At 56.0% G+C, this 25,844-nt stretch carries 21 protein-coding genes; 13 read left to right on the top strand and 8 right to left on the bottom strand.

The window, feature by feature from the left end:
- Positions 1–323: 323 nt before the first annotated feature.
- A complete protein-coding gene (locus tag ACFOOP_RS01990; protein ID WP_379879190.1) occupies positions 324–686 on the bottom strand; it encodes a response regulator transcription factor in 363 nt (120 codons plus the stop codon).
- A 218-nt stretch (positions 687–904) separates the two neighbouring features.
- Here ACFOOP_RS01990 and ACFOOP_RS01985 point away from each other — a divergent pair, with 218 nt between their 5' ends.
- Positions 905–1,825 carry a TauD/TfdA dioxygenase family protein gene (locus ACFOOP_RS01985; protein WP_379879189.1) on the top strand — a complete coding sequence of 307 codons (921 nt, stop codon included), beginning with the start codon at positions 905–907 and terminating at the stop codon, positions 1,823–1,825.
- On the opposite strand, the gene ACFOOP_RS01980 is transcribed toward ACFOOP_RS01985, so the two are convergent.
- Positions 1,826–2,737 carry a ketopantoate reductase family protein gene (locus tag ACFOOP_RS01980; protein ID WP_379879188.1) on the bottom strand — a complete coding sequence of 304 codons (912 nt, stop codon included), beginning with the start codon at positions 2,735–2,737 and terminating at the stop codon, positions 1,826–1,828.
- A gap of 160 nt (positions 2,738–2,897) precedes the next feature.
- On the opposite strand from ACFOOP_RS01980, the gene ACFOOP_RS01975 reads away from it, so the two are divergent.
- Genes ACFOOP_RS01975 through ACFOOP_RS01965 form a run of 3 tightly spaced genes read left to right on the top strand, consistent with a single transcriptional unit; the run spans position 2,898 to position 5,163 of the window.
- Complete coding sequence (locus ACFOOP_RS01975; RefSeq protein ID WP_379879186.1) at positions 2,898–4,292, top strand: spinster family MFS transporter; 1,395 nt, start codon at positions 2,898–2,900, stop codon at positions 4,290–4,292.
- Positions 4,293–4,340: 48 nt separating this feature from the next.
- Positions 4,341–4,751: a nuclear transport factor 2 family protein gene (locus tag ACFOOP_RS01970; RefSeq protein WP_379879185.1), complete on the top strand. Its 411-nt coding sequence runs from the start codon at positions 4,341–4,343 to the stop codon at positions 4,749–4,751.
- A gap of 1 nt (position 4,752) precedes the next feature.
- Positions 4,753–5,163 carry a nuclear transport factor 2 family protein gene (locus tag ACFOOP_RS01965; RefSeq protein WP_379879183.1) on the top strand — a complete coding sequence of 137 codons (411 nt, stop codon included), beginning with the start codon at positions 4,753–4,755 and terminating at the stop codon, positions 5,161–5,163.
- A 14-nt stretch (positions 5,164–5,177) separates the two neighbouring features.
- On the opposite strand, the gene ACFOOP_RS01960 is transcribed toward ACFOOP_RS01965, so the two are convergent.
- The 4 genes from ACFOOP_RS01960 to ACFOOP_RS01945 all read right to left on the bottom strand — a co-directional run bounded on the left by ACFOOP_RS01960 (position 5,178) and on the right by ACFOOP_RS01945 (position 8,760).
- Positions 5,178–6,035 (bottom strand): alpha/beta hydrolase, encoded by an 858-nt coding sequence (locus tag ACFOOP_RS01960; protein WP_379879181.1) that lies wholly within the window; start codon positions 6,033–6,035, stop codon positions 5,178–5,180.
- A gap of 41 nt (positions 6,036–6,076) precedes the next feature.
- Positions 6,077–6,598 carry a nuclear transport factor 2 family protein gene (locus tag ACFOOP_RS01955; RefSeq protein ID WP_379879179.1) on the bottom strand — a complete coding sequence of 174 codons (522 nt, stop codon included), beginning with the start codon at positions 6,596–6,598 and terminating at the stop codon, positions 6,077–6,079.
- The gene (locus ACFOOP_RS01950; RefSeq protein WP_379879177.1) at positions 6,595–8,040 is read right to left on the bottom strand and encodes a carotenoid oxygenase family protein; all 1,446 of its coding nucleotides are present in this window, start codon (positions 8,038–8,040) and stop codon (positions 6,595–6,597) included. Before ACFOOP_RS01950 ends, ACFOOP_RS01955 begins: the two co-directional genes overlap by 4 nt.
- A 195-nt stretch (positions 8,041–8,235) precedes the next feature.
- The gene (locus ACFOOP_RS01945; protein WP_379879175.1) at positions 8,236–8,760 is read right to left on the bottom strand and encodes a MarR family winged helix-turn-helix transcriptional regulator; all 525 of its coding nucleotides are present in this window, start codon (positions 8,758–8,760) and stop codon (positions 8,236–8,238) included.
- A 176-nt stretch (positions 8,761–8,936) separates the two neighbouring features.
- Here ACFOOP_RS01945 and ACFOOP_RS01940 point away from each other — a divergent pair, with 176 nt between their 5' ends.
- The 6 genes from ACFOOP_RS01940 to ACFOOP_RS01915 all read left to right on the top strand — a co-directional run bounded on the left by ACFOOP_RS01940 (position 8,937) and on the right by ACFOOP_RS01915 (position 17,383).
- Complete coding sequence (locus ACFOOP_RS01940) at positions 8,937–11,804, top strand: TonB-dependent receptor plug domain-containing protein (RefSeq protein ID WP_379879174.1); 2,868 nt, start codon at positions 8,937–8,939, stop codon at positions 11,802–11,804.
- 53 nt (positions 11,805–11,857) lie between these two features.
- Complete coding sequence (locus ACFOOP_RS01935) at positions 11,858–12,349, top strand: DUF3237 family protein (protein ID WP_379879172.1); 492 nt, start codon at positions 11,858–11,860, stop codon at positions 12,347–12,349.
- Between the two features lie 2 nt (positions 12,350–12,351).
- On the top strand, positions 12,352–14,025 hold the full coding sequence (locus tag ACFOOP_RS01930) for a CocE/NonD family hydrolase (RefSeq protein WP_379879170.1): 1,674 nt from the start codon (positions 12,352–12,354) through the stop codon (positions 14,023–14,025).
- Positions 14,022–14,501, top strand: a complete 480-nt coding sequence (locus tag ACFOOP_RS01925; RefSeq protein ID WP_379879168.1) for a DUF3237 domain-containing protein — start codon at positions 14,022–14,024, stop codon at positions 14,499–14,501. The genes ACFOOP_RS01930 and ACFOOP_RS01925 overlap by 4 nt, the downstream gene beginning before the upstream one ends.
- 89 nt (positions 14,502–14,590) lie before the next feature.
- Positions 14,591–16,150, top strand: a complete 1,560-nt coding sequence (mdlC, locus tag ACFOOP_RS01920) for a benzoylformate decarboxylase (protein ID WP_379879166.1) — start codon at positions 14,591–14,593, stop codon at positions 16,148–16,150.
- An 87-nt stretch (positions 16,151–16,237) separates the two neighbouring features.
- A complete protein-coding gene (locus tag ACFOOP_RS01915) occupies positions 16,238–17,383 on the top strand; it encodes an alpha/beta hydrolase fold domain-containing protein (RefSeq protein WP_379879164.1) in 1,146 nt (381 codons plus the stop codon).
- Between the two features lie 314 nt (positions 17,384–17,697).
- Here ACFOOP_RS01915 and ACFOOP_RS01910 read toward each other — a convergent pair whose 3' ends face one another.
- Both ACFOOP_RS01910 and ACFOOP_RS01905 read right to left on the bottom strand, forming a co-directional pair.
- Positions 17,698–17,898 (bottom strand): hypothetical protein, encoded by a 201-nt coding sequence (locus tag ACFOOP_RS01910; RefSeq protein WP_379879162.1) that lies wholly within the window; start codon positions 17,896–17,898, stop codon positions 17,698–17,700.
- A gap of 466 nt (positions 17,899–18,364) precedes the next feature.
- The gene (locus ACFOOP_RS01905; RefSeq protein WP_379879160.1) at positions 18,365–19,654 is read right to left on the bottom strand and encodes a spinster family MFS transporter; all 1,290 of its coding nucleotides are present in this window, start codon (positions 19,652–19,654) and stop codon (positions 18,365–18,367) included.
- Positions 19,655–19,741: 87 nt separating this feature from the next.
- Here ACFOOP_RS01905 and ACFOOP_RS01900 point away from each other — a divergent pair, with 87 nt between their 5' ends.
- The 3 genes from ACFOOP_RS01900 (at position 19,742) to ACFOOP_RS01890 (ending at position 25,598) form a co-directional block, all read left to right on the top strand.
- Positions 19,742–20,689, top strand: a complete 948-nt coding sequence (locus ACFOOP_RS01900; RefSeq protein WP_379879158.1) for a LysR family transcriptional regulator — start codon at positions 19,742–19,744, stop codon at positions 20,687–20,689.
- A 121-nt stretch (positions 20,690–20,810) separates the two neighbouring features.
- Positions 20,811–23,279, top strand: a complete 2,469-nt coding sequence (locus ACFOOP_RS01895) for a pyruvate formate lyase family protein (protein WP_379879156.1) — start codon at positions 20,811–20,813, stop codon at positions 23,277–23,279.
- Positions 23,280–23,351: 72 nt separating this feature from the next.
- Positions 23,352–25,598, top strand: a complete 2,247-nt coding sequence (locus ACFOOP_RS01890) for a TonB-dependent receptor (RefSeq protein ID WP_379879154.1) — start codon at positions 23,352–23,354, stop codon at positions 25,596–25,598.
- Positions 25,599–25,844 lie beyond the last annotated feature (246 nt).

Here is a 25,844-nt window from a genome sequence, read left to right as displayed (position 1 = left end):
CCGCGGGATTGGTTTTGGTTTGGGCGCTAAAGCAGTAAATGAAGTTTATTGCCAAATATTGCCAAGCCGATCCCCAACCCCACCGCGATCCAACCACAAGCGTAAGACAAAGCGGTTGATACGAAGGAGCTAAGTGGTTGAAATTTAAGAGTTTGAGGTGTTGGCTGCGAAAGCAGCTTTTGTATTCACACATTAGGAGTGCTGTGCAGTTTCATTTCTATATGTTTGCTTTTGATGGGGTTTGCGGGCAGCAGGTCAATGGCTGTTAGATTCGTGCAAGCTAATCCATGCAAAAAATCGTCGAATACGTAAAACGACATTGTCTATAAGGTTATTTCACTACTGATAAGCGCTCGCGCGACGGCCTGTTCGCGTGTTTTAGCTCCAAGTTTATTCTTGGCGTTGTTAATATAAAGATTGACTGCGGAGTTGCTGATAGAAAGCTTTTCTGCAATTGCAACGACGCGAAGGCCGGCGCATAGCCAAGTCAGGCACTCGCGCTCCCTATTGCTTAAAAGCTTGGGATGAACTTTCTCCTCGAAGGGCATCGCCGCAAGGCGTTCATATGCTAAAACGCTGGCAAGATGAATGTCTTTTCCGTGGCGCCCTATAAGATCATCAAGGCGATACTCGGACTCATTGAACCTGACAGGTTGTGGGTTTGCCGTCGCAATCAGGTTTTTCATCGTGGCCTTTCCTAAATAAGGCAGAAACGTCCTATGGCGGCGCCATCCGTTGCGATTTGCGGGCCTTGCTACCTTTGCGCCGCCTGATCCATCGCATAGGAGGCGCGGAAAGCGTTCCGGGGGTTTATTCCCTTATAATTATGTTGATATATCAACAACAATTGGGGTAGGCTTCTTCCTGATAAGAAGACTCTGTCAAAGTTCAGGCGAGGAAGTCGATGACCATTTCGTTCGGGCGTGAATACAACTGCGCCAAGCCTTACAAGCATATCGAAGCGGCGCCTCATTGCGCGGCGATGGGCGCCGAGATCAAGGGCGTTGACGTCGGCGATCTTTCGGACGACGCCTTCAAGGAAGTCGAAGACGCCTTGTTCCGGCACAAGATGATTTACCTGCGTAACCAGAATATTGACGCAAGCATATTGGAATCGTTTAGCGCGCGCTTCGGCGAGTTCGCCGATGACGCCTATACAGACGGCATCGACGGGCATCGAAACGTCCAGCCTATCATCAAAGAAGCTGATACGAGAACCGGCTGGGTGTTTGGTTCTGGCTGGCACACTGACTCACCCTTCCTGATACGCCCGCCCGCAATTAGCATTCTTTACGGTGTTGATATCCCTCCCTATGGAGGCGATACGGTTTGGGCGAACTCCGCCCTTGCCTACAGTCTGCTCAGTCCCGCAATGAAGAAGATGCTCGACGGATTGAAGGTTCACATGTCCATCCGCGACGTGCTTGTAAATGCGCAAACCAAGGGTGCTGCGGGTGACGATCCTATCGGCAAACTTGTGAAGATGCGTACAGCAACCGACCTCCCGGATGACATGAAAGAGAAGATCAAGGGCGCGTTCCATCCGCTTGTCCGCACGCACCCGGTCTCGGGTGAGCAGTGCCTATATGTGGACGGATCCTACGCCATCAACTTTGAAGGGTTCGAAGAAGAAGAGGCGTTCCCGATCATAAACTATCTGGTCGGTCACATCACGCAGCCTGCCTTTGTCTGCCGTCTGCGCTGGCAGAAAAACACGCTGGTGCTTTGGGACAACCGCCTGTGCATTCATCAAGCTTTGAATGACTATGACGGTTTCCGCCGCGAGATGCATCGCACGACGATCGCGGGCGAAGCGCCGCGATAGCTAAAGTCGTTCACGCACGCGCATAAGGCGCCAGAGTGTTTCATGCATGGGCGCGCTTACTCCATGAGCTCGCGCCTCCCTGACGATTGCCCCGTTGATGTCGTCAACTTCGGTGAGCCGCCCCCCACGCAGATCTTGAAGCATGGAAGGAATGTGGTCACGGTGCTGCGTCATGGACATTTTCGCCATGGCGTGAATGCCAGCCGCATCGATTGGGCAACCGCTCGCCCGGGCGACCATCGCGCCTTCTTCGATGAGCGTCTTAGCAAGCGCGACGCCGTCCTCTTGACCGCCTAGCGGACCGGGCGTGGTGTCAAGCAGGGCGCAAGTGGCGTTCATCGTCGCGTTGAAGATGACTTTCGTCCAAATCGCCGCCTTGATTTCGGGATCGGTCGCAGCTTTTATGCCGGCGCTTTCCATCGCCGATGAAATTACTTTTGTGATGGGCGGCATTTCTTTCGCAACTGGATAAAATTGCACGGCGCCTATTCCATGAGAGGAAACGACCCCGGGCGAAACAAGTTCAGCAGGAACAGTGGTGACACCTTCCAGGATGTGATCTTTCGCGACACAGGCGGCGAGTTTTGCCGCATTGCCGAGGCCGTTCTGCAGTGTCAGCACATAAGTTCTATCGCCGATGAGATGCTTCATGCTCTCAATCGCGTCGCTTGTATGAAGAGACTTCGTAAAAACAATAATCAGGTCAGCCTTTTCTTTCGCATCTGCGGCATAGCTGGCCGGTAAGCGATAGTTCCGCTCGCCTGAGTCAGTGCGCAGCTGGAGGCCGGCTTCGTTAATGGCGGCGATTTGCTTCGCATTCACGTCAATCAGATGGACGCGCCAGCCAACAGCGGACAATTTCGCGCCAAAGACGCATCCCATCGCGCCTGCTCCAAGTATGTAAACGAACATTTGCTGTCCTCTCTTATGATTGCTGGCGTGTGATAAATGTCGTCTATTCGCCTCAACATCATATATTGAGTGGACTGATTGCGCGTGTTGACGGGCATGGCCGCTTCACATTGCGCCGACGACAGGTTAGGTGTTGAATAATCAACATAGGGAGGCCTGCGTGTCAATTAAATCCGAGAATGGGGATATCCTGGCGCCAAACAGTCAGAGAGTATTCGTCTTCTTGATGTTTTTCGTGTGCCTGTTTGACTTCGCTGACCGCGCAGTCTTTGCCGTTCTGGCGCAAACCATCAAGACGGAACTTCTCCTAACGGATCTACAGCTCGGATTGTTGCAGGGTTTAGCCTTTGCATTTTTGTACTCCATGTTGGGGCTTCCCCTAGCGCGAGTGGCCGAACGGAAATCGCGGGTTACCATCATGGCAGTGTGTACAGCGGTATGGTCGGCGGCGACGCTGTTCTGCGGATTTGCAACCTCGTTCTCGCATCTTGCGATTGGCCGTATCGGCGTCGGGGTGGGTGAAGCCGGTTTTATCCCCACTGTGAACTCCATGGTAGGCGACAGGTTTAAGAGAAACCAGCGCGCTTCCGTTATGGGCCTAATCATGCTTGGCACGCCGGCGGGCATATTGACCGGCTCGCTGGTGGGGGGATATTTCGCCGAGGCATTTGACTGGCGCTATGCTTTTTACATTCTGGGCGCCGCCGGATTGATCGTGGCGCTGGTAGTCTACATTGTTATCCGCGAACCAAGCCGAGGCCTTGCGGACGGATCCCCGCCAAGCCTTTCGCCGCCGCCGGATTTTCCGGCTTTTCTGAAAGCGCTCCGTTCAAAACCATCTTTGATGCTTATTATCGCAGGCGGTTCAACGGCAGGCTTTGGCATGACCTCGATTTCGCAGTTTCTCGCGGTTTTCCTGGCGCGAACATACGACATGCCGGTGCGTGAAGCGGCGGTCTTTTACGGATTCACCTCCGCAGCATTTCTCACCATAGGTCTGATGATCGGATCGTTCGGCACCGACTTCCTCGCCAAACGCGATGAGCGCTGGCCGGCATGGGGGGCGGCTATTGGTCTGACCATTGCGCCTTTTTTCTATTTCGCGGCTTTCAATGTGCACAATATTTTCCTGGCGACCATATTGCTGATCATTGCCGGCTCGATGTTGCTTATTTTTTATGCCCCGACCTCGGGCATGATCCAGAATCTGCTGCAGCCTCGCATGCGGGCGACCGGGGCGGCGATGTTTGCCATGCTGTACACGATGATTGGTTCCGGTCTCGGGCCAACCTTTATCGGCGGGGTGAGTGATCTCATGGCCACGGTGGCTTTCGACGGAGATTTTCACGCGTCCTGCCCGGGCGGCGTCGCTCTGGCCGGTGCAAATGCGTCAGCGGCGGCGGCTTGTCTTGAGGCAAGCGCGCTCGGCATTCAGCGGGCGTTGAATGTGGCCGTTTGCATCTTCTTTGCTGCAGCGCTGCTTTATTTTCTGGCTTCGAGAAAGATTCGCGATGATTTCTACACAGAAGGGAAAAGCGAAACTGTCGCAGTCTAGAGCGGCTCGTTTCTTCTGCTTTCTCGAGACATTTAAAAACAGGCAATCATGATGACTAAGAGCGAAATTGGAACTAGAGAATGGATCGAGCATTATCTCGGTGCGTTCAACAACCATGATTTTGAAGGGTTCAGCGCCTTTTATGCGCCGGACGTTGAATTTTACGGTCAAGCGGCAAACCTAAAAGGGGCGGCGCAGATTGTGGAATTCTACACGATGGTGATGGACTGCCTAGACGAACATATCGAGCTGAAAACATTCGTCGGATCGAAGAAACACGTCGCTATTGAAATCATTACAACACTGGATTTCAAAAAGGACTGGCCTGATTTTGCGCCGGGCCCTATGAAAGCCGGTGACCGGCGTCAGACTGTCAATTTTATTTTCTACGATATTAATGAGAACGGACTGTTTTCGCGTATCCGCTCGTCCCGCTATGCAGTTATTCGGGAGCGCTGATATGAGCCCTGAAACGCGTTTCGCCGATTACATCGACACCTTCAATAATCGCGATTACGAAAGGCTCGTGACGTTCTATTCGCCGGATATACGGTTAATGAACGGAACCGGTCGCGAGCTTGTTGGCCGCGATGCGATCGTCAATTTTTATAAAAAGGTCAACGCCGTCGCGTCGCGCAAGATAGCTATATGCGCCAGCCTGTCCGATGGAGAAACACTCGCGGCGGAATTGAAATCGACGTTTACGGCGACGGCGGATGCGCCGGACTTTCCGTCTGGGCCGTTGGCGAAAGGCGATCAGCTCTATATCAACTCTTTCGTGTTTTATGACATCGCTGAAGGGGTTTACGTCAGGATTCGTGCGGCGATCTTTGAGCGGCGCTGGATGCGCCTCGCGGAGAAAACAGAATAGCCGCCGCACAGTTTTCAGAGATTAATAAAATCGATCAGGGTCGGTCCGAGTTCGTCATGCGGGCTGCCAATTTGCAGCACCGGCGTGATGTGATTGTGCCCTTTAGCGATCACGAAGTCGCACTGTCCGCCGTGGCTTTTCGACCAGACATCGCGCACCCAGCCCGCCTGGCGTTGAAAGTCCGCAGGATCGTGTTCGGCCATGGTGAACATGCAGGGGATTGAAACCTCAGCGAAGCCTTCAAGAGAAGAGCATGCGGCATAAGCGGATTCATCGTCTCCATAATAGGCGGCTTGAAGCGGGCTTCTGTCTGCGCGCGTAACATCGTAAAGACCTGAGAGCATGATGGCGCCCGCAACGTGCTTTCCCGCTTCCGCACGCCATTTCGCGTGTGCGACATAGGCGGCGACATGAGCTGCGCCAGCCGATTGTCCCATAAGATAAATCCGATCCGGATCGCCGCCATGTTCGGCGATATGCGTGTGCAGCCAACATATCGCAGACGCCATATCTTCCGCCCCGGCAGGCCAGGGATAGTCAGGGGCAAGACGGTACGTCATAGTAACGCCGAGCATGCCGTTCACCGTCGCCCAAGCGCCAATGTTGTTATAGAAAGGCGCGCCGGGTGCACCCTTATCTCCGCCTATAAACCCACCGCCATGAACGAATACGATAACCGGGCGCTTCACCTCGCCGGCTTTCGGCAAGAAGATATCTAGTCGGTGACGCGCATGCGAACCGTAAGCTTGATCGCGCAAGACGGCTGTCTCGTCGGGGGCGAGCGCAGTCGGCGCGAACAACGCAATGGATTTTTGAATAAGCGCAGGCGAAAACTCAAAACCGAATTCTGCAATCTGGTCGCGTATTGTCATTATGTTTGCTCTGCAGACATTTGTATGAAGTTCGGAGGCGTTTACGAGTTGGTGACTGGCTTTGGCTTATTTGGCCCCTTGGCCGGCGGACGTTCGCCTTTCCATGGTATCTCGTCTGCGCTTGTCCACGCGTTGACGTAAAGGCTGATAAATACCCAGCGCCCGCCGCGTTTCACCAACTTGTCCTGTCGCGTCCCAACCCCGAAGACGAAATTATTCTTATAGTCCGGGTTGTACTGAAGAATCTGGAAGAAGCAGCGCACATCGGCGCCGTCTTCGGTCGGGGTCATGATGTGATGATTAAAAACATGCTGCCGGCCGAACCACCAGTTGAAGCGCTCACCCCACAGCTCATGCATATTTTTCAGGATCGCGTCGTGACCTTGAACCCGGCCTTGCCATAAATGGTCGAACCAGGCGTCTTCGGCGAACGCCGAAAGCAGCATTTCTTTATCAGCCAGGTCCAGTCCCCAAGCGTAACGTGCGTAAAGCTCCATTATGTCCGCGCGGTCCTGCGCGGGCATGGTTTTGGGAACGCCGTCGGGCCAGCAGAGCATGGTCATAACATCCTCCTCATCGCATGATGGCCGGTCGCTATGGTTTCAGCGGGAACCCAGGTTCCGTGAAAGGTCGAGCGCACGCGCATCGGCAAACTAAACAGCGCCACAGGACCCGCTTCGATGTCATTTGCGTCCACAATAGCTAGGTCGCTGTGATTTTCATCGAGCCGGTTGACGATAACCAGCAACCATCCGTCGCCTTCCGGCGAATCCGGCGCGCGCGGCACGAATTGCGGCTCATGAATTGAAGAGCGCGGACCCGGCGACCAGACTTTCATCTCGCCAGTTGACATGTCTACCTTGCCGAGCGCGCTCGTGCCGTCCTGACCGCGATAGGCGATCACAAAGCCATGACTGATTGGATAACCCTGATACCTGTCGTCCGTGCGCGGCATTTCGCAAGGAACGGGCATGATGGGCCGGCGGGCGAATTCGTCGCCATGTTGCTTCATATTGAAGGTGAGGCGCGACAGAATCGGCGGGCAGAAAGCTGTTGGTTCGCCTTTATCTGTCTTGAGGAACGTGAAGCAGCTGCCTTCATAGAGGCAAAGATCGAGATTGACGCAATCGTCTTTCTCGAATGCGTTCAGCATGTGCCCTGCTGACCATGCGGGGCCTTTGAACCATTTTACGTCTTTAGCGGTCCCTCTGCGCGGGACGATCGCGACATGCATGTTTTCATCAGGATAATAGGCGTAAAAATCGCCGCCCTGTTTGATCCGCTCAAGATCGGTAATCATCGGGAAAATTGGGAAGATTGCGTAATGGGGCGTGACAGAGAAGTCGTGGACCATGCCAGGGAAGGGCATTTCGAACCAGATCTCGTTATCGAGTGCGCCGTCACCATTGAATTCGTAATAGACGATATCATTGGTGGCGTCGCCTTTAGCCTGATAGGCATAGGTCAGAAGTTTGTCTTCGACGGTGTCGATTTTCGGGTGCGCGCTCATGCACACCGATTTGACGACGCCTTTATGATCGTATCTTCCTAGCGTTTCCAGCGTGTCTGGATCGAGCTCGTAAGGAAGATCATCTTCTTTCAGAGCAAAGAGCTTCCCGTCGTGAAATATGGCGTTGGTGTTTGCGGCGCCCATGCTGATATGGGCGACGGAAGGATCGCTTGTGTATCGGTTTCTGTATTTTCCGAAGAGGGCGCGCCCTGCTTTTTCCTGGGCCTGGAAGCGGGCGGTGCGCACCCACCGGCTGCGATAGGAAACGCCGCCGTTTTCGAATTTAAAGCGATGCACCATACCCTCGCCATCGATGAAGATGTCGTCGTCACGCCCGCTTGGATATTGCCAGTCCGGGCCGGCGCGGAACCAGCACCCGCTGAGTGTGTCGGGAAGCTCGCCAGAAACAAGTTCGAGGCCAATGATATTGCTTTCGAGACGAAGCGGACGGCCCCAGTTCTCGAAAAGCGGGTTGTCTGAAAATACGATGCCCATCTCGATTTTTCTGTCTTTAATAGAGAAGCGCTGCGCATGATTTGCCGTGCGCGCTTGTGTTGATTGTTCAACACATAAACTAGGCTGTCAATGCGGTGAGACCAGTTCGGGCCAGGCGGATAGATTAGCGACTCATAGAAAATCATTACCAAAGGAAGGCGCGGAAGTGTCTGCCGTAATGAGAAGGCGCAATATTTATTTGATAAAGTCGTCGAGTCTCGCCTGCGTATGTTCAAGGCGGGTGGTTCGCTTTGCAATGCGCAAAAGAAATTCATCGAGCTGAGCCAATTCCTTTTTGCTCAAGTCTTGCGTCACATACCCGAAAAAACCGAGTCGGTGTTTTTGAACATCAACGTAAACTTTTGTACCTTTGGCGGTAAGGGAAAGCAGCTGGCTCTTTTTGTTGCGCGGATTTGGCGAGCGTTTCAAAAGCCCCCGTTCCGCGAGCCGCGACACGGACCGGCTGACTTCTGCTCGGTCCATCATGGCTGCCGAGCAAATATCGCTGGCGCTCTTTTTGCCCATGACGCCCAGATGCGCCAGCACGCGCCATTCGGCCAGGGTCAGATCCGCGAGCGATTTGACCTGAGACGTGGTTAACCGGTCCAGCATTTTACCGAGGAAAAGGACGCGGTAAGGAGTGTGAGTGGGTCCGAATAGATTCCAGACTTCCAGCTCGTCTTCATTTTGATCGTTTTGATCTTTCTTGCGCTGCATCATTATCAGTGTTTCACGTTTCGCGGGTGTCCGTGTTGCAAAAGAAGCTCAATCATTATCGGTTTTTGCCAAAAAAACATAGAAAAGAGCTTGCGCCTCTTGCCACGTTCAATGATGTTGAGATATCAACATCCTGCAAACTAGAAAAAAAGAAAATGTTTGCGCCTAGGGAGGATAACATGAAATTGAGAAAGTCGAACTTTGCCAAGATTTTGACCATGACCGCGAGCCCGGTCGTGATAGCGGCGTCTGTGCTCTTTTCCGCCGCATATGCGCAAACCGAGGATGACGCTGCAGCGAGCGACGACAAAATCGTCGTCACCGGCACCCGTCTTTCGAAAAGCGGTTTCACTGCGCCGACGCCGACAACGGTCATCGACGCTGATTCGCTTCAGAAGTCGGCGGTCAGCAACGTCGCAGACGCGCTAAATGATCTTCCCGCCTTCCGCGCGCAGGGGACGCCTGCAGCGACCGGCGTTTTCCTTGGAGAGGTTGGCGCACAGACGCTCGACCTCCGCGGCCTTGGCGGTTCGCGTACGCTCGTCTTGATTGACGGGCGCCGTGTCGTGGCCAGTACGGCCCGAGGTAGCCTGGGCAAGACCGCCGGTGGTGTAGATTTCAACACCATTCCGACTTCGCTTGTGAGTCGGGTCGAGGTTGTGACAGGCGGCGCGTCAGCGGCGTACGGCTCCGACGCGGTTGCGGGCGTTGTCAACGTCCTCTTGCGAGACGATCTCGACGGATTCGATATCAAGGTTCAATACGGCATGAGCGACGAAGGAGATGCCGAGGAGGTTCTCCTGTCAGCGGCTTTTGGGAGTGAATTTGCCAACGGCAGGGGGAGTTTCCTGATTGGCGGTGAGTATGTCGACAATAAAGGGATTGGCGATTGCTATGAGCGCGACTGGTGCGGCGTCGATGGCTTCGGGCCCGTTTCGAACCCGATTCCGCAAATTAACGGGCTCGCTCGTCAAGTGATTTTACCGGATGTGCGGCCTTCGGTTGCGAGTTGGGGCGGCCTTATCGCCGCCGGTCCGCTCGCGGGAACGGAAATCGCGTCTGACGGCTCAATCTTTCAGCATGACTACGGCACGTATTACGGCGCCCCGATCTTTCAGTCCGGCGGCAGTGCAGATCCCGAACACGCTTTCTACCAATTTTTCCCACTCTACGCTCCGGTAGAGCGTTATTCGACGATGGCGCGCGCCGAGTATGAACTGACCGACGCCGTCAAGGTGTTCACAGAAGCTTCGTACGCGGATGTCAGTGCGTATTCCACGTCCGCGCAAGGCCGGTTGTTCTTCGGCACGGCGCCGACGATCAATCGGGATAATCCCTATCTTTCCGACGAACTTGCTGACGCTATGGATGCTGCTAGCGTTACGTCGTTTTCTCTCGGACGCATCACCAATGATTTTGGTCCTTCTTATGGGACTGTGGATCGGAACACTTTCCGGACCGTCACAGGTTTTGAGGCAGGGCTTGGCGGCTCGTGGTCATTGGACGGCTACTATCAGTTCGGCAAAACGAATTATGAGCAATATGGTTATAATACGCTCATAACCGAAAATTTTAAGCGCGCTGCAGATGCGGTGGATGAGGGCGAATTCAACACTGGCACGCCTAATGGCAACATTGTCTGCCGCTCAACGCTTACCGATCCGACAAATCCATTGGTCGACGGATGTCTGCCCTTGAATATCCTCGGCGAATATAATTTCGATCCCGCCAATGTCGGGTATTCCTTCGGCACTGCAAGACAGAAGAACAAGCTCACCCAGCATGTCGCCGCCCTGACATTGAAGGGAGATCTGTTCGAACTTTGGGCCGGCCCGGTTTCTGTCGCGACCGGTTTTGAGTATCGGGTGGAGGATGTCACTGGCGAGTCGGACCCAATTTCAACGGATTTGCGTTTTTACACCAACAATGCGGCACCGATTTCTGGCCCTGCTGTAAAAGTCAAAGAGGGCTTCTTTGAGGCTGGCATTCCACTGGCCGCTTCGGACAGCGCAATCGGGCAACTGGATTTGAACGGCGCGATTCGCCTCACCGACTATTCTACGAGCGGCACTGTGACGAGCTGGAAAGCCGGCGGAGTCTGGCAGCCGACCGATTTTCTGACCCTTCGCGTTACGCGCTCAAGAGACATTCGGGCGCCCAACTTCTTCGAGCTCTACAATCCGACAACCGCTAGTTTCAGCTTCCTCACCGACCCGGAGAATGGCGGCGTTTCTTCTCTGACGCAGATTTATGGCGGCGGCAACGCCGGCCTTGATCCAGAAAACGCCAAAACCTTTACGGCGGGCGCAGTCATTAGCGTCGGCGCCGTTCGGTTCTCGGCGGATTATTTCGACATTGACGTCGACGGCGCCATCGCCAGCGTTGGCGCGCAGGTCATTGTCGACCGCTGTTTCGGCGGTGCGGACGATTTCTGCGATTTGATCACGCGCACATCTGGCGGCGCGCTCCAATCTGTGAGTTCGGTGGGGCTCAATCTGAACAGCATTAAAACGCGCGGCATCGACCTGGAGATTGGTTACTCCGCACCGGCGTTCGGCGGCGAAGTGGCGGTTAACGCGTATGGCACCTATCTATTCGATCTGATCACGGTCGATTCGAACGGCGCGGTCGATTATGCCGGGCAGGTCGGGTATCCTGTCTCCCAGCAATCCGGTCTGCCGGAGTTTCAGGCTACGACAAGCCTTAGATGGTCAAATGACGTCTTCGGCGTTGGAACCAAGGTGCGGTTCATCTCCTCTGGTCTTTATGACGTGACCAAGATTGGACCAAGTCAGGATGGCTACGATCCGACGCTTTCGAACAGCATCAGCGATAACTCTGTTCCGGCTTTCGCCTATCTGGACCTGAACGCTTATTACGATGTAACGGTCGGCGGGAATTCGACGGTTAGATTGTACGGGGCCATCAACAATGTTCTGGACAAAGATCCCCCGAACAACCTGCCCTCCAGTTTCGGCGTGACGAACCCGGCTCTTTACGATGTGATCGGCCGCGTGTTTAAAGTCGGGGCGAGGGTTTCTTTCTAAGGAAAGATATCCTTCCGCCCCAAACTGGAAAACGTGAGTGATCGAAAGTCGTTATGCATTACAGTCCTCCGTCGGATCAATTTTTTCCTAAGTTCGAGTACGCCTTTACAATCTCGATTGATCTAGCGGGGCTGCAATGGGTAACGCCGACCTCAATTGGCGCGACGCGGGCCGCAATTTATGCGGCCCGCGGCGAGGTCAGCGGACCAAGACTCAACGGGAAAGTGATACCGATGTCTGGCGGCGATTTCCCGTTGCAACGCCCCAACGGCGTTATCGACTTTGACGCGCGCTACATGCTCGAAGCCGATGACGGTGCTGTCATCTATATGCAAAATCGCGGCTATCGCTGGGCGCGCACGCCGGAAATCGCCGAGCTTATGTCAAGCAATCAAGATGTCGATCCTTCAGACTATTATATGCGCGTCACGCCGCGCTTCGAGCCGCCAGAAGGGCCACATGAGTGGCTCGGAAAACATGTCTTTGTCGGCGTGGCGGAGAAGATCCCGAACGCTAATCGCATTCATTACTTCGTGATGCTTTAGCAATGGCCAAAGAAGGTTCTCCACCCCTGGTGATGCGGCCCGGCGTCGATCCGACGACGGCGCCCAACAAACCGCCCTTGCCCCCCGCCGATTATCGATGCTTTGAAGAGCATGGGATTTTGACCGAGCGAAATGCGGTTATCCGCCTGAGCGACGGCGTGCACATCTATGCAGATATTCACCGGCCGAACCGGACAGCAACTGATTTGCCGGCGCTGCTTGCCTGGGGTCCATATGGAAAGCACGGACGCACTGATCATGTCTTCTGGCCGCCGTCCGGCGTAAATCCGGAATGGTTGTCGCCGCTGACGCCCTTTGAGGCGCCGGACCCGGTCTTCTGGTGTTCGCGCGGTTATGCGGTCGCGGCTGTCGACCCGCGCGGCGCCTGGTTGAGCGAAGGCGACTTCCATCACAATGGCGATCAGGAAAGCCGGGACTGCGCGGAAACGATCGAATGGCTAGCCAGCCAGCCGTGGTCGAACGGCAAAGTTGGGATGACCGGCGTTTCCTATCTGGCCGCCATCCAGTATTACGTAGCCGCTTTGTGTCCGCCGGCGCTCGCCGCGATTAATCCGTGGGAGGCGTTTTCGGACTGGTATCGCGAATTCGCCTATCATGGCGGCATTCCTGAGACAGGGTTTCTTCCTCGGGCGTCCGACAATATCCGATTTTCTACGGGTCGCACGGAAGACACTTGGGCCAATGTGCAGGCCCATCCGTTGATGGATGAATTCTGGCAGTCAAAAGACATCGAACTGGAAAACATCTCTGCGCCTGCCTTTGTCGTAGCCAGCTGGTCCGACCATGGGCTGCATTCGCGCGGCACGCTTGAAGCTTATAAACGCATCGGCTCTGCTGAGAAATGGCTTGAGGTCCATGGCCGCAAGAAATGGGCGCATTATTACGCGCCCGAAAACCGGCAGAAGCGCCAGGCGTTTTTCGATCATTTCTTGAAAGCGAAAAGCACGCTGGTACCGGCCTGGCCTAAAGTGCGACTCGAGATACGTAACAACGCGCATGACTATGCAGAGCGCGCGGAAAACGAATGGCCGCTCGCGCGCGCATCCTATCGCAAGCTCTGGCTCGATCCTGCGAAGCAGGCGCTACAGATAAAGCAGCCCGCAGCGTCCTCATCGCGCTATGACTCCAAGGAAGGTCGTGCGGGCTTCGATATTGTTTTCGACAAGAAAACTGAAATCACCGGCCACATGAAGCTGAAATTGTGGGTTGAGGCCGACGGCGCCGACGACATGGATATTTTCGTCGCCGTGCAAAAGCTCGATGCAGCGAAAAGCCATGTCGGGTACATGTTCTACGCTTTCTACGATACAGGGCCGGCGGCTCTTGGCTGGCTGCGGGCGAGCCATAGGGCGCTGGATGAGAAGCGCTCGACGCCGGAGCAGCCGTTTCACAGGCACGATCGCGAAGAGCCGCTTGTTCGCGGTGAGCCGACGCCGGTAGAGATAGAGATCTGGCCATCTTCGACTGTGTTTATGCCCGGGGAGACGTTGCGCATCGTTGTTCAGGGCAGCGATATTTACAAGGACAGCCTGCCGAACCTTCCGTTTGCCCGGCATGAAAATTTAAAGAATGAAGGCGACCATGTGATCTATGGAGGCGGGGAGTACGACTCCCATCTTCTGGTTCCGGTCATTCCTGAAAGGGCGGACGGATGAGCAAAGGCCCCGCAGATGTTACGCTGGAGCATGCGTTCGACATCACCGTATATTTCGGCGCCGACCGGATGATCTTTCCGCCATCGCCGGGCGGCGCAGCGCAAGGCTATACGCCGCCCATCGGCGGCGAGATTTCCGGCCCGCTCCTGAACGGGACGGTGGTACCGAATTCAGGAGCCGATTATGCATTGGTGCGTCCCGATGGCGTCGTCGAGCTCAATGCGCATTATCTTTTGAAAGCGGATGACGGAACGCCGATTTACATCATGAATAAAGGGTATCTCGTGCCGGCGAAAAAACCGGAAGCGAGCATCGGCCCGCAACAACAGCCACAGCCTTCGTATTTCCGACTAACGCCGTATTTTCGCGTTCCCGAAGGGCCGCATGAGTGGTTGATGCGCACATGTATCGTGGGTGGCGGAGAACGTTTATCAGACCCTGATCGTTCACTCTTTCGCTACTACAAAGTCGTTTGACATATTGGCCGCGCAAACTTTGGCAAGAAGGCGTCTTAACGAAATGGGATGTTGCCCGGCCCTGTTGTGAATAGGAAAGCTAACCGTTCATGCCAACTGTAAGAGACGTTGTGCACGCTTTCATGCGCGAGAGGGGGCTGACGACAGTGTTCGGCAATCCCGGCTCGACTGAGTTGCCATACTTCAAGAACTGGCCCGCCGATTTTGATTATGTTCTCGGGCTTCAGGAATCCGCGGCGCTTTCAATGGCCGACGGTTATGCGCAGGTCGCGAACAAGCCTGCCATTGTGAATCTTCATTCCGCTGCCGGCCTTGGCCATGCGATGGGATCGCTGGTGACGGCGTATAAAAACAATACGCCGCTGATCGTTGTTGCGGGACAACAGGCGCGCAGCATTTTGCCATTTGAACCATTTCTTGGCGCGACGGATCCGGTTTTGCATGTAAAGCCCTATGTAAAATGGGCATGCGAGCCAGCGCGCGCGAAGGATGTTCCGCGCGCTTTTGCGCGCGCCTGCGCCATTGCCATGTCGGAGCCGCGAGGGCCGGTTTTCATTTCAGTCCCGGTTGACGATTGGGAGGAGCCGGCGGACCCAATAGAGCTTCTCTCCACTTTCGCCGCGCCTGCGCCGCAGAAAGAGGCGATGGTTCGGGCCGCGCAGCTCATATCAAATGCCCGTTCGCCTGTCATTGTCAGCGGTCCGGAAGTTGATCGCGCAGATGGTCTTGAGGCGTTAACAGACCTAGCGGAAAAGCTCGCCTGTCCCGTCTGGACCAGTCCGATGGCCAGTCGCATATGTTTTCCGGAAACGCATACACAGTTTGCGGGTTTCCTTCCCGCCCGCGAGGACGAGATCGCTGCTCGACTATCGAAGCACGATCTCGTCCTGGTTTTTGGTGCCCCGGTTTTTCAGTATCATTTCCATGCTCCATCTGCAGGAAACGTCGTAAGGAATATTGTTCAGTTTACAGACGACATGAATACCGCATCCTATACGCCTCGCGGCGTCAGCATTGTAGGTAATGTCCGCCAAGCGTTACTCGCGTTGAACGAGGTGGCGGTTCAGCGGCCACCTGTGGAAGCGGCTCTTCGCGAGGCGCCGGTTCTTGCCTGGGACGATAATGCGGGCCTGACGGTTCCTGCAGCCATCGATATGATCGCGCGCTTGCGCCCGGATAGCGCGCGGATATTTGAGGAAGCCCCCAGCGCCCGATCGGTCATTCAACAGCGCTTGCGGATGGAGCACCCGTCTTCATTTTACGCAACAGCGTCAGGCGGGCTGGGTTTTGCGATTTCCGCGGCCGTCGGCGGCTCACTGGCAGACCCATCGCGGAAGGCTATTGCGCTCGTCGGCGACGGGTCTTCGCTTTATACTATTCAGGCGCTATGGACCGCCGCGCAGCGCAATCTCGATATCGTTTTTATAATTTTGAATAATCAAAGTTACGAAGCACTGAAGCATATTTCAGCGATGATGCAGGCACCGGCCGTCGGCGCGGACCTGCCTGGCGTAGACTTCAAGGCGCTTGCGCAGGGCTTCGGCGTCAGCGCGTCATCCGCAGAGACCATACCGGCGGCGCGCGCCGAACTTGAAAAGATATTCAGCCGTCCTGGTCCGTCTCTGCTGGAGCTGCAAATTCGACTATGACTTTATGGAGTTCCGGAAAGCAAAAATGCAAACCTATGCAAAATAACGGATGGTCGGTGCGTGCAGGCTTAAAAGGAGGGAAGCTTCATGCTCAGTATTGCGGATATCGGCCAAAAAGCGCGGTTGGCGCTGACGCTCGGCGTTTTACTGGGCGCTTTCGCGCTTGTCGCGTCGTGTCAGGAAGAAGCGCGCGCGCCAGCGGATGCAACAGAGGCGCCTTCTGAAGTTGTGGTCGAGAGCGACGGGACTGTGCATGTCCCGGCGATGGTTGTGCCGGTGTCAGAGTTCTTAAGTCCGGAAGGCAAAGCCTATCTGGCGGAGCGTTTATACGCAATTCATCGGCCGGAGCTGGCGGAAGTCGTGAACGGCGTGCCGGCTTCTTTGCGCGGTTACATGGCCCGTCAGAAAGAACTGTTTCCCGTCGATAAGAAAGACACCTCCATCGCGGGCGTGCATGTCTACGACTACGTTCCCCAAGAGGGGGTGGCGTCCGGCAATGAGCGACGTGTCATGATCAATCTGCATGGGGGAGCGTTCTTAACTTGCTGGCCGGCCTGCGCGGAATTGGAATCGGCGCCGATAGCGTCCCTTGCAAAAATTCGCGTCGTGTCCGTCGATTACAGGCAGGGGCCGGATCACCGTTTTCCCGCCGCGAGCGAGGACGTGGCGGCGGTTTACGGGGAGCTCCTCAAAACCTATCCGCCGGAAAATATCGGCATTTACGGATGCTCGGCGGGCGGCATGCTGACCGGCATGGCTGTAGCCTGGTTTCAAAAGCATGATTTGCCCGCACCTGGCGCGATCGGTATTTACTGCGCCGGGTCTGCGCCGCCAGTGATGGGGTTCGGCGGCGACGCGAACTATACGACCGCTGCGATCGGTGAAGCGCGGCCTCCGTTTCCGGCGCCGGAGAAGCCGGAGGAAGGCGAGCCGGAATATTCCGGGATGCTGTATCTTTCCGAAGTCGATGCGCGCGACCCGCTTGTCGCGCCGACGACTTCCGATGAAGTGCTTTCGAAGTTTCCGCCGACGCAGATCATCACGGCGACGCGCGGTTTCGAGCTCAGCTCCGCCGTGTATACGCATTCGCGCCTCGTCAGGCTCGGCGTCGAAGCGGAACTGCATGTGTGGGAAGGCATGTTTCATGGCTTCTATTACAATCCCGATCCGCCTGAATCGCGCGATGCTTACAAAGTAATGGTAAAATTTTTTGACGAGCATCTCGGAAAATAAAAATGCGTACAGATTTGGAAACGTCAAAGGTCCGCAGCAGGCGCGAACAAGCTGCGACTGGATGATCTACAATCTCTTGGTTGTGGTGAGGTAGGTTCCTGTGATCGCTTACTGGGCGCTCACACCTATGTTGCGCTTCTCTTTGGCGCCACGCTGATGGGAGCGAAAGCGTTCGCAGTCGGAGCATGAATGTGTACGGAGAGTATAGTCCGTCCCGCTCACTAAGCACCACTAAATCCGCACAGACCGTGTTGTATTGGTGCTCAAACATCTTTCAGACCGGCCCAACCTGAACCGCCATTATTATGGCTTGTTCAGAAATGGTTCAGGTCGTTGGCGATAGCGACCGGACCGTCGAAGACGGACTTGATCGCAGCTGCGTAAGGATCGGCGCCCGCCGCGCCGGTGCTTCCCGTCACGAAATGGGTGACGACGACTTTCTCGACGCCTGCTCGGCTCGCCATTTCTTCGACCTGCTGAGGCGTGAGGTGATGGTCGGATAAATGTCGCGCCATATTGGCCAGCGCTTTTTCAGCATGTTCGGGTTCGCGACTGCGCGCGACCGTGTCTTAATGATGCCGTCAGTTACGATATGAGTATTTTTTATCCAGACGGCTTCAGTCAAACCTCCAAGAATGAGCTAACAAAACTAGCACATCTAAATTTGAGAAATTCTAATATCTTGAAACTATTATAAAAACCAGAAGTACATCTACGTTCATACCGTAGGGGTCACTGGTTCAATCCCAGTCGCGCCCACCACTTAAACAGCTGATATTGATAATTTGATTTTCGATTTTCTTTGTGGCCGACAGAGAAAATGGGGCGCTATATGTGAGCGCAGCGTAGCGACTGAATCCGGGCGTTTACGGTACGCGGTCAGGTCTCAGCTCAATGTTCAGGTCCAAGGCTGACATGTTGCGCGGTCCGCTTGCGGGAAGCCAGACCGATTTTCAGCGCAGCCCATTCCGGTCATGTGGGCTATTCGGCCTGCGTCTTTTTTAAATCCTCAGTCAGCGGTCCGGCGGCGCGGAAGAAGCAGAAGACAGCGATGACGTCGAGCGACAGGACTGCGAGAATAGCGAACTGCAGACCGTCTTTGCCTTGAGTCGCATGATAGAGATCGCTGAAGACGCCCACGAGCAATGGCCCTAGACCATACCCGACGAGATTGGCGATCAGAAAGATAATCGAGCCGGTGACGCCGCGCATGCGGGCCCGCACGAGGCTCTGCGACAGCGCGAAGCCCGGCGCAGTCCATAGCGTGGCGCAAGTCGCAAGTCCCGCCGTACACAAAATGGCGGCCGTCAGGCTAGAGGTGGTAAAGACAATGGCGCCGAATGAAATCGCGCCGATGGTCGTCAGCGCCATCACCCAGCAGCGCCAGGCCTCGTTTTTCTGGCCGAGATAATCGGCGACACGCCCCGTCAGATAGGTGCCGATTAGGCCTGCAGTGCTGATGGCCACGCCGAAATACGGTCCGATTTCGTGTAGCGTGACGTCGAAGTTGCGCACGATGTAAGAGAAGTTCCAGGAACTGACGCCGGCGAGAACGATATAGGAAATCGCTGCGCCGCTAAGCAGCCAGACCAGCGAGCGCTGGCTCAGGATAAAGGTCAGCGTTTCTTTCAGGGACGGGGCTTCCTCCGCCACGCCCTGTGTCCTCGTATTAAGACGCTCCGGCTCTGAGGTGAACAGCCGGATCGATAGTGCGAGAAGGAGGCCTGGAATAGCTGCAGCGATAAGCGCGCCGCGCCAGCCGAAATAGTGCGCAATCTGCGTGTTGAGCGTCAGGTTGATAAGCGCCGCCGTGGGAGAGCCGAGTGAGAAAATCGCCATCGCCGTTGCGCGGTGTTTGTGCTCATAAAGATCGGAGATGATCGAGAGAGAGCTTGGACCGCCACCGGCTTCGCCGAGCCCGACGCCGAGCCGCGCGAGAAGGAAAACAAGATAATTCGGCGCCATGGCGCACAGCGCTGTCATGCCCGACCATACCGCAAGGCACGCGGACGCAAGATTGCGGCGGTTGGTACGGTCTACAGCAATGCCGAAAGGAATGCTGGCGATGCCGAGACATAGCGCATAGGCGGCTCCCGTCAGTAGCCCGAGTTGAGAATCGTTCAGGCTGAATTCCGCTTTGATGGGCTCAAGCAGTACGGACAGAATGATCTTGTCCAGCACCAGAAGCGTGTTCAAAAAATAAAGCAGAAGAAGAATGAGCGCGCGCTGACTGACGGCAGGGCGTGGATATTCCCGCTCTTGATTAACCATCCTGACGCGCGGCTCCCTAAATAAAACTTTCTTTTTTTTGAGGATAATTTAGACAACGCCGCTTATCGACGCTATGGTTTAATCACTATGACGGCTATCCAAGATGTGCATATCCGGAAACTCGATATTGGTATGCTCTGGGCGCTTTACATGCTCCTGGAAAAGAAAAGTATCAGTGGCGTCGCGCGAGAGATTGGTCTTTCTCAACCTGCGCTCAGTCATTCTCTCGGAAAAATGCGGGAGATATTTAACGATCCTCTGCTGATCCGTGAGGGCAACCAGCTTGTCCTGACGCCTTGCGCCATCTCCTTGCGTAACAAGCTAGAAGACCTGATGCCGTCGGTGCAGAACCTTTTCGACCCATTGGAGTTCGATCCCTCTACCAGCAAGCAAACGCTCAAAATCGCCATCACGGACCACGCCGGCCAGGTGCTGTTGCCGGAAGTGTTGCGCAGGCTTGCGGAACTGGCGCCCGAGATGGAGACGACGATCTCCATTATTCCGAACCGGCAGACCGATCTCGCCGACCTCGACGAAGGACGGTTCGACACGCGGGTGGGATGGCTCAAGACGCTGCCGGCCAACTGGCGTAAGCGGAAATTATGCGACGAGCGCATCGTGCTTGTCTGCGACCCGGACAATGAACAGCTCGCGAAGAAAAAGGGAAAGCTTTCGCCGAAGGAGTTTGTGCATCTGCGGCATGTGGCGCTCGACAGTGACCGCCCTATCTATCCGAACATCGTCGACAGCCTGCTGGCGAAGCAGGGGCTAAAGCGCAAGGTCGTCGCGCGCGTTTCGCATTTCGCAATTGTGCCTTACATCATCGCGAAATCTAATTTGTGCGCGATCTTCCCCGAGCGCCTCGCGAAGACCTATGCCGATCAGGGGCTTGTGAAGGTCGTCGAACTGGCGATGGAGTTTCCCGACAGCGAGATATCCATGGCGTGGCATCCGCGGGTTCATTATGACCCGGCGCATATGTGGCTTCGCAAGATCATTGTCGACACGACCAAGGATATGCTTACGGCGCTCTAGCCTATTCACCGTAAGAATAAACTGAATGCGAAGCATGAATTTCCTGCACAGGCTGTAGCCGCCTACCATGCTTGAAAAGTTAAAAGCGGAAGAACCATTCCGTTGCGTCAAGAGGTAGGAAATGAGTGCAAACGCCCAAACTGTGGAGCGTCAATCCGGTAATCGTCTACGTTCGGAACGGATGACGCGTCAGTTTTCGGGCCTCGAAAAGATGCGGAGCAGCGAATACCGCGTCTGCATCGAAAAAGCGAAAATCGTTACCGAATCTTTCCGCCAGACGGAAGGCGAGTCGCAGGTCATTCGGGTGGCGCGCGCGCTTGAGGCAGTTCTCACCAATATTCCCGTCTTCATCGAACTGGACGATCTCCTCGCCGGCAATCTTTCGAGCAAGCCCGGCGGCGTCGAGCTGAGCTGCCTCTGGGCTCCGTGGGATACGGAGGAAATCCTGGCGCTGCGCAAGGGCGGATTTATCGTCGACGACGCCGACGTATCGCAGATAGAGGCGATGAACGAATACTGGGCGACGCGGTCGCTCACCTCGCGTATGACGTCGCTTTACAATGACGAGCGCATCTGGCCCTACGCCCAGCTCGGCGTGGTGCTGCCGCCCTTCCGCAAGAAAGAAGAGGGCTGGGGCCCCGGCGGCATGATCGGCTGCGGCTGGGGCGTGCATCACGAGATCAGCCAGATCATCTACATTCCTAATTATGACTCCGTTCTGACGCGCGGGCTGAACGGCCTTATTGAGGAAGCCGCGCAGAAGTTGCAAGACAACCGTCTTGATAGCGCCGAAGCTATCAATCGCGCGGAGCTTTTGACGTCGATCATCATTTCGCTGAAGGCGATCATCGCTTACGCGGGCCGCCTTGCGGATGAAGCGGCCAAGGCGTCGGCGCAAACCTCCGATCCGGCGCGTAAAAAGGAACTCCTTGCACTGGAGCGCGCTTGTCGACATGCGCCGGCGAACCCGGCGCGCAATTTTGTCGAAGCGTTCCAGTCGCTTTGGATCATCTGGTCCGTGCTCCTGCCGTCTGGCGTGCTTTCCTATGGGAGGCTCGACCAGCTTCTTGGCGGGTATTACGAACGCGATCTTGAAGCGGGAGAGATCACGCCTGAAGAGGCGCTTGAGTTCTTCCAGTGGCTACGCGTCAAAGACTCGCACATCGTCATCACGTCGGGGCAGACCCATCGCGATAAATATGGCGGCCTGTCGAAATGGCATAATTGCGTTATTGGCGGGCAAAATGAGAACGGGGACGACGTCACCAATGACGTTACGCATCTCATCCTCGAAGCCGCCCATTCCTGTCCGGCGCCGCATCCGAGCCTGACCATGCGGGTGCATGAGAAGACACCGCACGATCTGATGGAGCGCGCGCTGTCGCTGGTCGCGACCGGCGTCGGCCTGCCGGCGATGCTGGCGGATAAATCCTGCATAGACTTCCTGACGCGCGAAGGCGTCGCTATCGAAACCGCGCGCAATTACGCCGTCGCCGGCTGTCTCGGCGTCAACATCATCGGTGAGTCGCGCATGGTGGCGAGTCCGATGTTCGTCGCCACGCTGGTTCTGAAATTCGCGTTATATGGCGGCGTCGATCCGCGCAGCGGCGAACAGGTCGGACCGAAAACCCCGAACCTCGAAGAGACGGAGGATTTCGACAGCTTCTATGTCGCCGTTAAAAGCCAGCTCGCTCATTTCCTGAGTCTTCAGAGCGAGTTCAACAACATCACGATCGATTCCTACGGCAAAGTGTTCCCGCAGCCTGTGGAATCGGCGCTTTCCGTGGGCGGCATCGGCGCAGACAATAATATTCTCGGCCGCACCATGCCGTTCGAAAACGGATCGGCGTTGAATCCCATCGGACTCATCAATGTCGCGGACTCGTTGGCGGCGATCAAAAAGCTCGTTTTCGAGGAACAGAAAATCTCCGCCAAGGACATGCTGCGGCACTTGCAAGAGGACTGGGGCGGGGAGGGCGGTGAAGAAGCGCGCCGGCTGGCGCTCGCCGCGCCAAAATACGGCAATGACGACGATTATGTCGATTGGATTGCGGCGGACCTTTACGATTTCTGCGCGAAGCATATTTCCAGCCTGACGACGAGCTATGGCGGTCGGCAGAAGCCGAGCGCGCTCACCATCGGCACGTGCGTCGTGCCCGCGGGACAGCAGACCGGGGCCACGCCGGACGGACGGATGGCTGATGACAGCATCGCCGACGAATCCCTATCGCCTATGCGCCAGTGCGACGTGAAGGGCGCCGAAGCATCGTTCAGGAGCGCCCTGAAAATTGATCAGGGCGCCTGGCAGTCAATGGCCTTGGATCTCAGGGTCAATCCTCAAGGCCTGAGAAACGAGAAGGGGCGCCGCCGGATCGAACACCTCATCCGGTACTATTTCGCCGAAGGCGGCAAGCACATTCAGTTCAACGCCTTCGATGAAGACACCTTGCGACGCGCACAGAAAGATCCTGCCAGTCATCGCGACCTGGTCGTCCGAATAGGCGGGTGCAGCGTCTTCTTCGTGCAATTGTCGAAGAAGGTGCAGGACGAAATTATAAATCGAACGGAAATCAATCCGCTCGAAAGCTGAAAAAAAAGAGAACCAAGCCGGGAGGAACAAGTGAAAATTTATCGGCAAACTAACAGAACAATGAAAGCGAACGTGGCGTTTCTTTCTTCTTTATCCGTCAGCGCGCTCGTTATTGGTGGACTCGCTGCCCCGGCGGCGGCGCAGGGTGGCGATGCTGCAAGCGATACGATCATCGTGACCGCGCAGCGCCGCGAAGAAAGCCTGCAGGACGTGCCCATTTCAATCTCCGCGCTCAGCGGCGACAATCTTTACGATCGTGGTGTTACGAACCTTAAGGGTATTTCGAATTTCGCCCCGAACGTCGAATTCACCAACACCAACCGCCCGACCGCCGGCGGCGCAGCCTATGGAGGCTGGATTCGCGGTGTCGGTACGGGCGACTACGCCTATCCGACCGATCCGGGCATCGGCCTTTATGTGGACGGCGTTTATATGGCGCGCACGCTGGGTGGTCTCCTCAGCATCGCCGACATCGAACGCGTGGAGATCCTGCGCGGTCCGCAAGGCACGCTCTACGGCCGCAACACCATTGGCGGCGCGATCAATGTGGTGACAACGGAAGCGAAAACCTCCGGCGAGGCCGAAGGGATGATGCTCGGCCGTCTCGGCAATTATAAGCGGGCCGATGTGGTGACGCAGATCAACACGCCGCTGATCGAAGACCGTCTCGGCTTCAAGGGGTCGGTTGGGTATTTCAGCAGCGACGGTTTTGGCGAGAGCCTCTATAACGGACAGCAGCTCAATGATGAGGAGCGGTTCATCATGCGTGCGGGGTTTCTGCTCCAGGCGACGCCCGATCTCACTTTCGATCTGCGCGGCGATTACAGCCGCCAGAACAATCACGGCTCTGTCGCGCAATATAAGGTCGACAGTGGCGGCTCCGGCTTCACCGACCGGTTCAACGACATTGCCGCGCCGGTTCAAAATGCGGAATATGGTCTTGCGCCAGGCACGGTATACGGCCCGGCCTTCGCGCTGCCCGGAACCTACAAGACATGGGCGGCTAGCCCACTGCGCGATGATTTCATCGTCGCCGGCGGTTCTTTGACGGCGACCTATTCGCCATCGGATGCGTTCACACTAAAGTCCATCACCGGCTATCGCGATCTCAGCACACGGGTGCAGGTCGACGGCGACAACAGCCCGTACCGCATTTCCTCGACGGACGAACGCATCTCCGACCAGCAATTCAGCCAGGAGCTGCAGGCGTCAGGCGAGTTCTCCGGCGGGCGCGTCAACTATGTGGCCGGCCTCTATTATTTCAACGAGATCGGCGAAAGCAAAAAGCTCAGCGAATTCCTGAACGGTGTTTATGAAGTCACCGGCCTTGCGAGCGATGCGCGAGATAGCTTTACCTATCAGGACTACAAGGCGACGTCCTATGCTGCTTTTACGCAGTTCGACGTCGGCATCTCTGATGCATTGACCCTCGTTCTTGGCGCGCGCGTCAATCACGACAAGAAGGACTTCACCGTTGAGGTGACCCTGCCACAGCTTGATTCCGTTGTACGGACGCCGCGCCAAACCCAGAGTTCTTCATGGACGTCGTTCACGCCGCGGGTCGGCCTTAACTGGAAAGTCTCGCCGGATACCCTCCTCTATACGAGTTATGCGACGGGCTTCAAAAGCGGGGGCTTCGGCAATCCGACGGCGACCATGGCGGCGCCGATCTACGATCCGGAAAAGCTGCGCACCTTCGAAGCAGGCCTGAAGACGCAAGCGATGGACGGGCTTGTCACGGCGAACCTTGCCGCCTTCCTGAGCAAGTGGGACGACATTCAGCTGAACGTTATTGTGCCGGGACCGACCGGTGGCTTTGTCAATCTGACCGACAACGCTGGCACGGCGCGCCTTTTTGGCTTCGAGTTCGACGGCGTCATCCGCCCCGCCGAAGGATTGCGGCTCAATCTCGCCGTTGGCTACACCCATAATGAGTTCACCGATCTGGATGCCGGGGTTGTGGGCGTCACGCTCGACACCAAACTGCCGCACGTTCCGAAATGGTCGGTGACGCCTGGCTTTGAGTATTCCTGGGAGACGGGGGTCGGTCAGTTCATGCTGCGCAGCGATCTCAGCTATCGTAGCGATCAGTTCCTTACTATCGCCGATACAGGATCGCTGCAGGACGGCTACGCGTTGGTCAGCGCCCGGGCGAGTTTCATTCCCGCATCGTTGCCTAATCTCGAAATCGGGATCGAAGGAACGAACCTCACCGACGAATATTATCTCACCTACGAACAGAGGGTTGGCCTCGGCATGCGCCTCAGTCAGCCCGGCGATCCGCGCACCATCGCGGCGACGGCGCGCGTGCGGTTCTAGAGTTCAGGCGGCACATGAAACGCCATCCCGCAAAGGAAGCCAAAGGCCTCTCTTAAACAGGAGGCCTGCGGCGGGGAGAGGCGAAGATGCTCTGAGCGAAAGGGCTCATAAATATCCCGTGAGAACTGCGCCGGAAATAAGAGCCCATCAGGTGCTTGTGTATGCTCGCATAAGCGAAAATGTCCGGAAGGTCGCCCGGCGCCGCACGTCGCAGGATATTGAGGGCGCGAGGGCGCCTTTGTCGCC

The organism is Hyphococcus aureus (assembly GCF_042643165.1).
GTDB classification, from domain to species: Bacteria; Pseudomonadota; Alphaproteobacteria; order Caulobacterales; family Parvularculaceae; genus Hyphococcus; species Hyphococcus aureus.
This window is presented reverse-complemented; position numbering and strand designations above follow the sequence as displayed.